Genomic DNA, 12,597 nt, shown 5'->3' with positions numbered 1-12,597 from the left:
TATTCATGAACTACACGATTTCGACGGAACCGGGCGCGCGTCTGCGCATCGACAAATGGCTTTGGGCAGCGCGCTTCTTCAAGACGCGTTCGCTCGCGAGCGACGCGGTGGAAAAAGGCCGCGTGAAGATAGGCGGGGCGAACGTGAAGCCGTCGAAGGACGTGCGCGTCGGCGATCTCGTCGAGATCGATATTGAGCGGATCGTCTGGCAAGTGGAAGTAAAGGGCGTGTGCGACGTGCGCGGACCGGCTAGCGTGGCCCAGACGCTTTACGCGGAAACGGAAGAGGGCCGAGTGAAGCGGTTAGCCGAAGCCGAGCGGCGCAAGACGTTTCGCGAGCCGGCTGCCGGAATTCAGGGCAGGCCGACGAAGCGCGACCGGCGCATTATCGACAAACTGGCAGGTTCGGATTGAAGTAGTTTTCGATGGTCGCATGAACGCCGCCGTACTCGGTGTTACGGGCGGTGACAGCGCCGGACATACATATGGTGGTCGTTCCCGCAACCAGTACCAGAGCGACCACCGCGATAGCAAAGGTCAGTTTCATGGTACCCCCGGTGAGCGGGATAACCGGTTGCGAAAACCGGAAGGAAACGGGCAAGGGCTTGAGCGGTTACTGCATTCGTAGGATTAGGGTTAACGTGTTCCTGCGACGCATGTTCGAAGTGTAGGCGAACAACGCAATCGCCTCAATCTGATTTTTGCGTACTGCGACGAAACGCCCATTACGAAGTGTTTCTCGAGTCAAATGTGGCGAATTTGCACTTAACGCGTCATGCCGCCGACAAGCGTGGCCCGCCGTTGTCCGATGTTTGAAGCGCACGCGAAAAAAGCTAAATTTCGTCCGAAAAATCGCTTCTGGAGCCTTGAAAATCCCTCGGATGCCCCAAATTCCGCCGCTAGTGCGAAAAAGCCTGGCCTGGTTCTCGGCGGTAAGAGGACTCCCGGCCGATCGCATCCATTTCACTCACAGCAATACATTCAGCGACATGGAAAACACGCAAGAGAATCCAGCGAGCCAGAACCCCACGCCCGCAGACGAAACCGCGCGCCAGGCCGCCGACCCGACCCAAGCCGGCGCAACCGGAGCGCCGACGGGCGCCGATGCGCCGCAAGTCGCGCCGGACGCGAACGAAGCCGCGCTGGCCGAAGCGCAGGCGAAGATCGCCGCGCTCCAGGAAGAGTTCCTGCGCGCCAAGGCGGAAACGGAAAACGTGCGTCGCCGCGGTCAGGACGATGTGCAGAAGGCGCACAAGTTCGCCATCGAAAGCTTTGCCGAACATCTGCTGCCGGTACTCGACAGCCTCGAAGCCGCGCTTGCCGATCAATCGTCCGATCTCGTCAAGGTGCGGGAAGGCGTCGAACTCACGCTGCGTCAACTGACCGCCGCGCTGGAAAAGGGGCGCGTCACCGCGCTGAATCCGGTAGGCGAGAAGTTCGACCCGCATCGTCACCAGGCTATTTCCATGGTGCCGGCCGAGCAGGAAGCGAATACCGTCGTGTCCGTGCTGCAAAAGGGCTACGTGATTTCGGATCGCGTGCTGCGTCCGGCTCTCGTCACCGTCGCCGCACCGAAGTAACGCGCCGCGAGAACGCCATGGCCGCCTCGGAGAATCGCGTTCCCGTCGATGCCACCGCGTTTTCGGTCTTCGCCATGCAGGAGCTCGACGCCCCCGGTTTCGACGCCGCGCTGGCTTCGGCGGGAGATGATCTGGCCGTCGTGTTCTTCTGGGGCGTCGACTGCTTCAACTGCGAAATCGCCAAAAAAGCGATGCTCGCGAAGCCCGATGAAATCCGCGCGCTCGGACTGAAGTGGTTTCACAGCAATGTCTACGAGCATCGGGAACTGGGACGGCGCTTTTTGCTGCATGGCGTGCCGACGTGGTTTTTCTTTCATCGCGGCAAGCGTCTTGGGCGCGCCACCGGCTGGCATGGTCTCGCGCAATTCGAAGCGGCGGTCGCGGCGGCGCGGGAAAAGATCCGCGGCAAGGCTTCCGAGTGAAAAAAAGATATAGACCGCATCGCTTTCAGGGTCTTGAAAACGAAATCCGCGTTCTTATCTTGCGTACAGGTATGAATATTTGGGCGTTCGGCCCGGTAAATCGGCCGCAAAAGCCGGCGTTTTCCGGCCGCAGCGCTAAAGCGATCAAAGCTAGGAGAGTATAAAAAATGGGCAAAATCATTGGTATCGACCTCGGCACCACGAACTCGTGCGTGGCGCTGATGGAAGGCAATCAGGTCAAGGTCATCGAGAACTCGGAAGGCGCGCGCACCACGCCGTCGATCATCGCGTATGTCGACGACAACGAAATCCTGGTTGGCGCACCTGCCAAGCGTCAGTCGGTTACGAATCCGCGCAACACGCTTTATGCAGTGAAGCGCCTGATCGGCCGCCGCTTCGACGAGAAGGAAGTGCAGAAGGACATCAGCCTGATGCCCTACAAGATCGTCAAGCACGACAACGGCGACGCATGGGTCGAAGCGCACGGCAAGAGCCTCGCGCCGTCGCAGATTTCCGCTGAAGTGCTGCGCAAGATGAAGAAGACCGCTGAGGACTACCTCGGCGAGCCGGTTACGGAAGCCGTCATCACGGTCCCGGCGTACTTCAACGACAGCCAGCGTCAGGCAACGAAGGACGCAGGCCGCATCGCCGGTCTGGAAGTGAAGCGCATCATCAACGAACCGACGGCAGCCGCGCTCGCCTTCGGTCTCGACAAGGCCGAAAAGGGCGACCGCAAGATCGCCGTGTTCGACTTGGGCGGCGGCACGTTCGACATCTCGATCATCGAGATCGCGGACGTGGACGGCGAAATGCAGTTCGAAGTGCTTTCGACCAATGGCGACACGTTCCTCGGCGGTGAAGACTTCGACCAGCGCATCATCGATTACATCATCGGCGAGTTCAAGAAGGAACAAGGCGTCGATCTGTCGAAAGACGTGCTCGCGCTGCAACGCCTGAAGGAAGCGGCGGAAAAGGCGAAGATCGAACTGTCGTCGACGGCTCAGACCGACATCAACCTGCCGTACATCACGGCTGACGCGTCGGGTCCGAAGCACTTGAACCTCAAGTTCACCCGCGCCAAGCTCGAAGCGCTCGTCGAAGAGCTGATCGAGCGCACGATCGAACCGTGCCGCACCGCCATCAAGGATGCGGGTGTGAAGGTCGGCGATATCGACGACGTGATCCTCGTCGGCGGCATGACGCGTATGCCGAAGGTGCAGGAGAAGGTGAAGGAATTCTTCGGCAAGGAACCGCGCCGTGACGTGAACCCGGACGAAGCCGTGGCCGTTGGCGCCGCGATTCAAGGTCAGGTTCTGTCGGGCGACCGCAAGGACGTGCTCCTGCTCGACGTGACGCCTTTGTCGCTCGGCATCGAGACGCTCGGCGGCGTGATGACGAAGATGATCAACAAGAACACGACCATCCCGACGAAGCACGCGCAAGTGTATTCGACGGCGGACGACAACCAGGGCGCCGTGACCATCAAGGTGTTCCAGGGTGAGCGCGAGATGGCCGCGGGCAACAAGCTGCTTGGCGAGTTCAACCTCGAAGGCATTCCGCCTTCGCCGCGTGGCGTGCCGCAGATCGAAGTGACTTTCGACATCGACGCGAACGGCATTCTGCACGTCGGCGCGAAGGACAAGGCAACGGGCAAGGAAAACAAGATCACCATCAAGGCGAACTCGGGTCTGACGGACGCGGAAATCGACAAGATGGTGAAGGACGCCGAAGCCAACGCCGAGGAAGATCACAAGCTGCGTGAACTGGCCGATGCCCGCAACCAGGGCGACGCGCTGGTCCACAGCACGAAGAAGGCGGTTGCCGAGTACGGCGACAAGGTCGAAGCCGGCGAGAAGGAAAAGATCGAAGCTGCGTTGAAGGAACTCGAAGACGCGCTGAAGGACAACGCGAGCGACAAGGCGACCATCGAAGCGAAGGTCGAAGCACTGGCGGCGGCATCGCAGAAGCTCGGCGAAAAGATGTACGCCGACATGCAGGCGCAGCAAGGCGCGGCGGGCGCGGCGGCAGGTGCGGCCGGTGCAGCGGGCGCGGGTGCATCGGCGGAAGCGGGTGCGAGCCAGCAGCACGATGACGTGGTCGACGCCGACTTCAAGGAAGTGAAGAAGGACTAAGCCGGAGGGCGCGTGAGTGGCGACATTCATGCGCCCTTGGTCGTTTCGCGGCGCGTATGCGTCACGCGAAGACCGGCATCGGGACGCGTCTAGCGTCTGACGTGGAACGCGCCTGGCGAGCCTGACGGCTCTCCGGGCACGTTGTTTTTAGAGGCGTCTTGCTTCGAGCCGAGTTTTGGGGCGAGGCGTCAGAGGTTTCAAGCGCGGGTCGAATGGCCCGGAGCATCTCAGAGGAACCGTCGGGTTAGAAGCGCGGCGGAATCGAACCGACATGGCGAAACGGGATTACTACGACATTCTGGGCGTCGCGAAAAACGCGAGCGACGAAGAGATCAAGAAGGCGTATCGCAAGCTCGCGATGAAGTATCACCCTGACCGCAACCCGGACAACAAGAAGGCCGAGGAGAATTTCAAGGAGGCGAAGGAAGCCTACGAAATGCTCTCCGACCAGCAGAAGCGCGCGGCCTACGATCAATACGGCCACGCTGGCGTCGATCCGAACATGGGCGGCGCGGGCGCGCAGGGCTTTGGCGGTTTTGCCGATGCCTTCGGCGACATCTTCGGCGACATCTTCGGGCAAGCCGCAGGCGGCGCGGCGCGTGGCGGCCGCGCGGGTCCGCAGGTGTATCGCGGTGCGGATCTGCGCTACAGCATGGAGATCACGCTGGAGCAGGCGGCGCACGGCTACGACACGCAGATTCGCGTGCCGAGCTGGGCCAACTGCAATGTTTGTCACGGCTCGGGCGCGAAGCCCGGCACGAAGCCCGAGACTTGCCCGACTTGTCATGGTCAGGGCCAGGTGCGCATGTCGCAGGGTTTTTTCAGCATCCAGCAGACGTGCCCGAAGTGTCACGGCAGCGGCACCTATGTTCCGGACCCGTGCACGAACTGCCACGGCGCGGGCAAGGTGAAGGAAACGAAGACGCTGGAAGTGAAGATTCCGGCGGGCATTGACGACGGCATGCGTATCCGCTCCGCCGGCAACGGCGAGCCGGGTCTCAATGGCGGTCCGAGCGGCGACTTGTATGTGGAGATCCACATCAAGCAGCACTCGGTGTTCGAGCGTGACGGCGACGACCTGCATTGCCAGATGCCCATTCCGTTCACCACGGCGGCGCTGGGCGGTGAGATCGAAGTGCCGACGCTGGCGGGCCGCGCGAGCTTCACGGTGCCGGAAGGCACGCAGTCGGGCAAGACGTTCCGGTTGCGCGGCAAGGGGATCAAGGGTTTGCGTTCGAGCATCGCGGGCGACTTGTATGTGCATGTACAGGTCGAAACGCCCGTGAAACTCACCGATCAGCAGCGCGATCTGCTCAAGCAGTTCGAGAAGTCGCTGACGGAAGGCGGCGCGCGCCACAGCCCGCAAAGCAAGAGCTGGTTCGACCGCGTGAAAAGCTTCTTCGATTGATGTGTAAGACGTGGCACGACCGGCAGCGAGTGTTGCCATGAAGACTGAAGAGCGCGGCGCGGTGTTCGCGCTGCTCGACGACTGCGAAGCGACCGCCGAAAGGCGGTCGAGTCGTTTGTACACGGGATTCGTGCGCGCCCATGTCTGCGAAGACGGGCGCATGCTCGACGCCGTATGCGCGGCCATCGATGCCGATTTGCAGAGCGGCCTGCATGCGCTCGTCGTCGCGGATTACGAGTTCGGGCGCAATCTCCAGTTCGGCGGTATCGGGCGCGGCGCGGATCGTGCGTTGCGAGTGCTTATGTTCCGCGAGTGCGCGCCCATGTCTCGCGACGAAGCCAGCGCGTGGCTTGCATCGCGAGATGGCGGTTGTGAGACGCCCTCGGTGGCGGGCGTGGCGGGCATCGAGCCGAGCATCACGCGCGACGAATTCGATACCGCCATCGCCGCCGTTCATCACGCGCTGCGCGAAGGCGAGTCGTATCAGATCAACTTCACGTTCCGGTTGAATTTCGATGTATTCGGCACGCCGCTCGCGTTGTATCGGCGTTTGCGCGAGCGTCAGCCGGTGCGCTTTGGCGCGTTCATCGCCATGCCGGACGGCCGCGTGGTCGTCTCGTGTTCGCCGGAGTTGTTCGTCGAGAAGCAAGGAGCGCTTTTGCGCGCGCGGCCGATGAAAGGCACCGCGCCACGCGACTCCGATCCCGCCGCGCTCCACGACGACCCGAAGAATCGCGCGGAGAATGTGATGATCGTCGACCTGTTGCGCAACGACATGTCGCGCGTGGCGGCGACGGGCTCGGTGCATGTGCCGGCGTTGTTCTCGGTCGAGGCTTATGCGTCGGTGTGGCAGATGACGTCGACCATCGAGGCGCGCATGAAACCGGGCGCTTCGTTCGCCGATATCGTCCGCGCGCTGTTTCCCTGCGGCTCGATCACGGGCGCGCCGAAATACCGCACGATGCAGCTCATCGACGAGATCGAGAGCACGCCGCGCGGTCTTTATACCGGCGCGATCGGCTGGCTCGATACGCGCGGCGACTTTTGTCTGTCGGTCGCGATCCGCACGCTCGTCGTGGATGCCGACGGCACGCGCGGCGTGATCGGTATCGGCGCGGGAATTGTGCTCGATAGCGATGCCGCGAGCGAGTACGAAGAGTGTCTGTTGAAGGCGCGCTTTCTGACGGGCGCGGCCCCTGGCTTCGAGTTGTTCGAGACGACGTACGCCACGCGCGATGACGGTGTGCGCCACGCCGCGCGTCATCTTTCGCGTTTGAAGGCGAGCGCCGCGTGGCTTCGTTTTCCGTTCGATGAGCGCAAGCTGGACGCGCAACTCGCGCAACATCGTGCGGGCTTCGAGGCGGGCGCGCCGTATCGGTTGCGGATCGCGCTCGACAAGAGCGGACGCTTTGCATTGACGAGCGCGCGGCTTGCGCCGTTGGCGTCGGATAGCGTGGATGTGTTGCTCGCTTCGGATCGCGGGTTTGCGCCGCGATACTCCGGCGACGCGCTGTTGCGTCACAAGACGACGCATCGTGCCGACTACGATCGCGCGTGGAAAGCGGCGGAAGCGGAGGGCGCGTTCGACATGCTCTTTTGCAACGAACGCGGCGAGATTACGGAAGGCGGGCGGTCGAGCGTGTTTGCGCGCATCGACGGAAAGTGGTGGACGCCGCCTATCGAGGCGGGCGTGCTGCCGGGCGTGATGCGCGCGGTGTTGATCGAAGAACTTGATGCCGCCGAGCGCGTAATGACGACCGAAGACCTCGAGGGCGCCGATGAGTTGCTCATCAGCAATGCGTTGCGCGGCGGGGTGAAGGCGCGTCTGAGACGGTGACGGCTCGCGATCTCGACAAGCCGTCAGCGCGTCAGGAAATCACCACTCGGCTACGCTTCCATCCGCATGCCGCCAGACCGGATTGCGCCACCGGTGACCGATTTTCGCCATTTCGCGCACCTTCTCTTCATTGACCTCGATTCCCAGCCCCGGTCCTTGAGGAATCGCGACCATCCCGTCCGCATAAGCGAACACTTCGGGATTCTTGATGTAGTCGAGCAGGTCATTGCCCTTGTTGTAGTGAATGCCGAGGCTCTGCTCCTGAATGAACGCGTTGTAGCTCACGGCGTCGATCTGTAGACACGTAGCAAGCGCAATCGGCCCGAGCGGACAATGCAGCGCGAGCGCGACGTCGTACGCTTCGGCCATCGAGGCAATCTTGCGGCACTCGGTCAATCCGCCGGCATGCGACGCGTCCGGCTGAATGATGTCCACATAACCGCCCGCGAGGATGTGCTTGAAGTCCCAGCGCGAATAAAGCCTTTCGCCGAGCGCGATGGGCGTGCTCGTCTGACTGACGATATCGCGCAGCGCCTCGACGTTTTCCGACAGCACGGGTTCTTCGATAAACATCAGCTTGAACGGATCGAGTTCACGCGCGAGCACCTTCGCCATCGGCTTGTGCACGCGGCCATGAAAATCGACGCCGATGCCCACGTTCGGTCCCACCGCTTCACGCACGGCGCGCACGTTGTCGATGACGCCTTGCACCTTGTCGAAGGTATCGATCATCTGCAGCTCTTCCGAGCCGTTCATCTTCACGGCCTTGAACCCGCGTTCGACGACCGCGCGCGCGTTGTTCGCGACATCGCTCGGACGGTCGCCGCCGATCCACGAATACACCTTGATCTTGTCGCGCACTTGTCCGCCGAGCAGCGCGTGAACCGGTACGCCATGATGCTTGCCGAGAATGTCCCAGAGCGCCTGATCGACGCCTGCAATCGCGCTCATGCCGATAGGCCCGCCGCGATAGAAGCCCGAGCGATACATCACTTGCCACAGGTCTTCGATATGTCGCGGGTCTTTGCCGATGAGATAGTCGGCGAGTTCATCGACGGCGGCGGCGACGGTATGCGCGCGTCCTTCGACAACGGGTTCGCCCCAGCCGGTGATGCCCTCGTCGGTTTCGATCTTGAGGAAGCACCAGCGCGGTGGAACGATGAAGGTTTCCAGTTTCGTGATTTTCATGGACGTCTCCTAAACGGGTTCGCTATCTTAGCAAAACGCGGCTTGAAGTAGTATTAATAGTACTATTGGCGGATTGGCGGATTGGCGGATTGGCGGATTGGCGGATTGGCGGATTGGCGGATTGGCGGATTGGCGGATTGGCGGATTGGCGGATTGGCGGAAAGGCGGAAAGGCGGAAAGGCGGCAGGCGGAAAAGCGGAAAGGCGGAAAGGCGGAAAGGCGGAAAGGCGGAAAGGCGGATTGGCGGATTGATGGATTGGCGGAATGGCGGAAAGGCGGATTGGCGGATTGGCGGAATGGCGGAATGGCGGATTCGCGCGGACTCGCTAGGTGTCGGGTGGTGAGTAGGCGTAGTAGGAGTCGTGAGTGGCTTGATGGTTAAGTGACCAAGGTGCAAGGTGAAACAGCAGAGTGGCGAAGCCGCGGATCGGTGCACGAGCAGTTGGATGGTGAAGCGGTGGAACTATGGCGACACTTGCGCATGCACCATCCGCTATCCATGCAAAGCCGCTTCGTTCCAAGAAAACCGCTTCAGCACACCCAGCCAATGCCCGATAATCGTGCGCAAACGAGCAGGAGAACGAGATCATTCATCGCGATTTACACGGCCGCGTCGCTCACGAACTCGGCATGGCCATTTTGCGCGGCGATTTCGCGCCGCAGACTTCGTTGCCGCGCGAGGCCGAATTGATGGAGCGCTTCGGCGTGAGCCGCACGGTGCTGCGCGAGGCGCTGCGCACGCTCACATCGAAAGGGCTGATCGAATCGCGGCCCAAGGTCGGCACGCGCGTGCGCGCAAAGGACGCGTGGAATCTGCTCGATGCCGACATGCTCGACTGGTACTCGCGCGTGGCGCCGCCGCTGCAATTCGCGCTCAAGCTGCAGGAGATGCGCGAGATGATCGAGCCATACGCAGCCGCGCTCGCCGCTGACAATCACGAAGCGCAGACGCGCGAGCGGCTCACGAACGCGCATCAGGCGATGGTCGGCGCGCAGAACGTCGACGAATGGGTACGCGCCGATCTGGATTTTCATTTGTGCGTGCTGGCCGCCTGCAGCAACGAGTTGCTGATTCCGCTTGGCGCGCTGATCGAACGCACGCTGGAAGGCCAGCTTCGGCTGAACGCGAAGCGCGCGGAGGTGTACAACGCGTCGCTTGCCGAACACACGGCGGTGTTCGATGCGATCATCGCGCGCAATGCCGGCGCCGCTCGCCGCGCAATGGCCGATCTGCTCGGCGTGACGCGGTCGCGGATCGAGAGTTGAGGCGTGCGTCGGTGGATCATCGTGCGCGATGCCGCGCGGCGCACGACGCACGACGCACGACGCACGACGCACGGCGCACGCCGGCCAATCGGCTTTGGCGTGACGCAATCGCAGATAGCAGACAGCAGACAGTAGATTGAGGCGTACATCGGAGGCATGAACCATCTGTCCTGCGACCTCGGCATGTGTTGTCGCCGAACCGGCTGGCGTTCATCGGCAAGAAGGCAATGCGCGCCTTCTTCCTCGCACATCACACCGCAGTGACAGCGCCACGCACGCACGACCCAAACGCCCCGCTGACACCGCTACATTCAGGCAAACCATTCACGATCGCGATAAAGTGGAGCCCTTGCGCACCGCACCGAAAGCACGCCCGCATCGAAGAACCGTGCGCTAGCTCGTGAAGGAGTTTGAATGCCGCACGTCCCGACTTCGCTTGCGTCGTCGTGGGGCGCGTGGGCCGTGTTCGTCAGCGTCCTCGCGACGCAACTTGGCGTGCCGGTCCCCGCCGCGCCGATGCTGATTCTCGCCGGCTCGCTCGTCGCGTCCGGCGAGTCGTCCTTTTGGCCGATGCTCGGCGCGGCCGTGCTCGCGGTGCTCATCGCCGATTCGCTCTGGTTCGCGGCAGGCCGTCTCTACGGCCGACGCTTTCTCAATTCGCTGGTGCGCTTCTCCCTCTCGATCGACTCCACGCTGCGCACCGCGCGTCGCTGGTTCGAACGCTTCGGCGTGCCGCTGCTTGCGTTGTCCAAGTTCGTTCCCGGACTCGGGCTCGTGTCGGCGCCGTTGCTAGGCACCACGCAGATCGACGTGCGCGTGTTCGTGTTGTGGGACTTGATCGGCGCGACCGCCTGGGCCAGTTTCTGGATTCTGGGCGGCGCGGCGCTGCAGGAGCAGATCGCGCGCCTCGTCGTGCTGGTTCGCGCGAACGGCGCGACCGTGATCGATATTCTCGTGCTCGCGGGCGTCGGTTTCATCCTGTATCGATGGGTGCGGCGTGTGCAGTTTCACCAGTGGCTGGAGAAGTATCACATCACGCCCGACCAGCTCGACGCCATGATGCAAAGCGATACGCCGCCCGTCATCTACGATGCACGGCCAATCGACATACGCCGCAAGGAGCCGTATCGCATTCCGGGCGCGGTCGCGCTGGATCTCGATTCCCCCGGCCGCGTCGATCAGTTGCTGTCGGAGCACGAAGTCGTCGTGTATTGCGTCTGCCCGAACGAAGCGACGGCCAAGTCTATCTCGCGTCGGCTGCGCGCCAAGGGTTTCACCAACGTGCGTCCGCTCAAGGGCGGCCTGGACGCGTGGGAGAAGCACGGCTATCCGATCGAATCCATTCCGCCGGAAAAGCCGCACGTCGATACGCACGAAGACAGCGACATGGACGACATGGTCACGATCCGCGCGACGGCGCCCGAGTAATCGAAACTCGGGCGGTCCTGCCGCGCCGGCTTACTCGGGTGATAGCCGCAAGCGCCCATGCTCCAGGTCGGCGCTCGAATAAAAATTCAAGCGTTCCCGCCGCGCCGGTTGACGAGCGCGATGCCCGCAAGCACCATCGCCGCGGCGACCATGAAGCGCGCGGTGAAGTGCTCGCCGAGCAGCAACACGCCGAAGGTCACACCGAAAATCGGCGTCAGAAACGAAAACACGGAGAGCCGCGACGCCATATAGCGCGTGAGCAGCCAGAACCAGGTCAGATAGCTCACGAACGCCACCACCACGGCCTGATAAACGAGACTTGCGATAGCGAGCGGCGGCAGCGCGTCGACATGAGTTTGTCCGGTGACGGCCGCGAGCGCGAGCAGCATGACCGCCGATACCGCGAGCTGATAGAAGAGCGTCTTGCTCGCACTCGTTCGCGCGAGTGACGAGGCGCGCACGACCACCGTCGTCGCGGCCCAGAAGAGGCCCGCCATGACGCCGAGCGCATCGCCTGCGATGCCGCGCAAGGTCGATGCGCTTTGCGGCGCGCCGTGCAGAAAGCCATCCGCGAAGGCAAGCGCCATGCCGCAAAACGCGAGCATGATGCCGCACCACTGCGTGCGCGCAAGCCGCTCGCCGGCGACGAACCAATGCAGGCCAAGTGCGGTGAAACAGGGCGCGGTATAGAGAAAGACGGCCATGCGCGAGGCTGTCGTGAGACTCAGGCCGAAGAAAATGCAGACGAATTCACCGCCGAACAATATGCCGGCAAGGATTCCGGCGGGCAGGGTATCGTCGCGCTGAAGGAGCGGCACGCCGCGCGTGCGCGTCCAGATCAACACCAGAAAAGTGGCGATGAGCGAGCGTACGCCCGCTTGCAGCATCGGCGGAATGAAGCTGTTCGCTTCCTTGATGGCGACTTGCTGAAAGCCCCACACGCCGCACAGCGCAATCATCACGGCGACGGCCGTGAGGTCGGGCGCGCGGCGCAGGGCGAAAGAGGATGTGCTCATGTTTACGCATCGACGTCGCACTGTTTTGGAGCGTCGATTGTGCCAGCGAAGTGGTGACGCTGCCCGTGAAAAACCAGAAGTAGCACGACGGTGATGCGAAAGCGTGACCGGCCTTACGTTCGAGCGCGATGATTACGGCCGGCTTAGCCGTGGTCGGTCATGCGCCCACAGCCTGACGTTCGAACACGCCGAGTTCGGCTTGACGACTAGCGCCGCTGTGCACAAGCGCACGTCGTTTGGAAGCGGTAAGCACGGTCTGCTTGAGCAAACGGCATCACTTCGCCGCTTCCGATTTCCGCAATCGCCCTGAATCGAACGTCC

General features: G+C 62.4%; 12 protein-coding genes. 9 read left to right on the top strand and 3 right to left on the bottom strand.

All coding sequences use genetic code 11. From position 1 onward, the window contains the following. Positions 1-5 precede the first annotated feature (5 nt). Positions 6-413, top strand: coding sequence for an RNA-binding S4 domain-containing protein (locus tag P9292_RS23685; protein WP_244827043.1), 408 nt, complete (start codon positions 6-8; stop codon positions 411-413). Here P9292_RS23685 and P9292_RS23680 read toward each other — a convergent pair. After that, positions 385-546, bottom strand: a complete 162-nt coding sequence (locus tag P9292_RS23680; protein WP_309961518.1) for a hypothetical protein — start codon at positions 544-546, stop codon at positions 385-387. The genes P9292_RS23685 and P9292_RS23680 overlap by 29 nt on opposite strands. A 442-nt stretch (positions 547-988) precedes the next feature. Here P9292_RS23680 and grpE point away from each other — a divergent pair, with 442 nt between their 5' ends. The 5 genes from grpE to pabB all read left to right on the top strand — a co-directional run bounded on the left by grpE (position 989) and on the right by pabB (position 7,378). Continuing rightward, on the top strand, positions 989-1,579 hold the full coding sequence (grpE, locus tag P9292_RS23675; RefSeq protein WP_244827044.1) for a nucleotide exchange factor GrpE: 591 nt from the start codon (positions 989-991) through the stop codon (positions 1,577-1,579). Positions 1,580-1,596: 17 nt separating this feature from the next. After that, positions 1,597-2,001, top strand: coding sequence for a thioredoxin family protein (locus P9292_RS23670; protein WP_250463096.1), 405 nt, complete (start codon positions 1,597-1,599; stop codon positions 1,999-2,001). 167 nt (positions 2,002-2,168) lie between these two features. After that, a complete protein-coding gene (gene dnaK / locus P9292_RS23665) occupies positions 2,169-4,133 on the top strand; it encodes a molecular chaperone DnaK (RefSeq protein WP_250463099.1) in 1,965 nt (654 codons plus the stop codon). Between the two features lie 271 nt (positions 4,134-4,404). Next, complete coding sequence (gene dnaJ, locus P9292_RS23660) at positions 4,405-5,541, top strand: molecular chaperone DnaJ (RefSeq protein ID WP_244827046.1); 1,137 nt, start codon at positions 4,405-4,407, stop codon at positions 5,539-5,541. A 37-nt stretch (positions 5,542-5,578) separates the two neighbouring features. Beyond that, positions 5,579-7,378, top strand: a complete 1,800-nt coding sequence (gene pabB / locus P9292_RS23655) for an aminodeoxychorismate synthase component I (RefSeq protein ID WP_309961516.1) — start codon at positions 5,579-5,581, stop codon at positions 7,376-7,378. Positions 7,379-7,417: 39 nt separating this feature from the next. On the opposite strand, the gene dgoD is transcribed toward pabB, so the two are convergent. Then, positions 7,418-8,566, bottom strand: a complete 1,149-nt coding sequence (gene dgoD, locus P9292_RS23650) for a galactonate dehydratase (protein WP_244827048.1) — start codon at positions 8,564-8,566, stop codon at positions 7,418-7,420. Between the two features lie 585 nt (positions 8,567-9,151). Here dgoD and P9292_RS23645 point away from each other — a divergent pair. From P9292_RS23645 to P9292_RS23635, 3 genes are all read left to right on the top strand, one after another. Further along, positions 9,152-9,832, top strand: coding sequence for a FadR/GntR family transcriptional regulator (locus P9292_RS23645; RefSeq protein ID WP_309964153.1), 681 nt, complete (start codon positions 9,152-9,154; stop codon positions 9,830-9,832). A gap of 3 nt (positions 9,833-9,835) precedes the next feature. Beyond that, positions 9,836-9,967 (top strand): hypothetical protein, encoded by a 132-nt coding sequence (locus P9292_RS23640; protein WP_309961514.1) that lies wholly within the window; start codon positions 9,836-9,838, stop codon positions 9,965-9,967. A 279-nt stretch (positions 9,968-10,246) separates the two neighbouring features. After that, positions 10,247-11,260, top strand: coding sequence for a DedA family protein/thiosulfate sulfurtransferase GlpE (locus tag P9292_RS23635; protein ID WP_244827051.1), 1,014 nt, complete (start codon positions 10,247-10,249; stop codon positions 11,258-11,260). An 86-nt stretch (positions 11,261-11,346) separates the two neighbouring features. On the opposite strand, the gene P9292_RS23630 is transcribed toward P9292_RS23635, so the two are convergent. Next, positions 11,347-12,276, bottom strand: a complete 930-nt coding sequence (locus tag P9292_RS23630; protein ID WP_309961512.1) for a DMT family transporter — start codon at positions 12,274-12,276, stop codon at positions 11,347-11,349. Positions 12,277-12,597 lie beyond the last annotated feature (321 nt).

Origin of the sequence: Caballeronia sp. LZ001, from assembly GCF_031450875.1 — a bacterium.
Lineage (GTDB): Bacteria > Pseudomonadota > Gammaproteobacteria > Burkholderiales > Burkholderiaceae > Caballeronia.
The sequence above is the reverse complement of the archived record's forward strand: the minus strand, read 5'-3'. Positions and strand labels throughout refer to the sequence as shown.

Coding starts and splice junctions, on each gene's coding strand:
- P9292_RS23635 (WP_244827051.1), top strand. CDS start 10,247: ATGCCGCACGTCCCGACTTCGCTTGCGTCGTCGTGGGGCGCGTGGGCC.
- P9292_RS23670 (WP_250463096.1), top strand. CDS start 1,597: ATGGCCGCCTCGGAGAATCGCGTTCCCGTCGATGCCACCGCGTTTTCG.
- grpE (WP_244827044.1), top strand. CDS start 989: ATGGAAAACACGCAAGAGAATCCAGCGAGCCAGAACCCCACGCCCGCA.
- dnaJ (WP_244827046.1), top strand. CDS start 4,405: ATGGCGAAACGGGATTACTACGACATTCTGGGCGTCGCGAAAAACGCG.
- P9292_RS23630 (WP_309961512.1), bottom strand. CDS start 12,276: ATGAGCACATCCTCTTTCGCCCTGCGCCGCGCGCCCGACCTCACGGCC.
- dgoD (WP_244827048.1), bottom strand. CDS start 8,566: ATGAAAATCACGAAACTGGAAACCTTCATCGTTCCACCGCGCTGGTGC.
- dnaK (WP_250463099.1), top strand. CDS start 2,169: ATGGGCAAAATCATTGGTATCGACCTCGGCACCACGAACTCGTGCGTG.
- P9292_RS23680 (WP_309961518.1), bottom strand. CDS start 546: ATGAAACTGACCTTTGCTATCGCGGTGGTCGCTCTGGTACTGGTTGCG.
- pabB (WP_309961516.1), top strand. CDS start 5,579: ATGAAGACTGAAGAGCGCGGCGCGGTGTTCGCGCTGCTCGACGACTGC.
- P9292_RS23685 (WP_244827043.1), top strand. CDS start 6: ATGAACTACACGATTTCGACGGAACCGGGCGCGCGTCTGCGCATCGAC.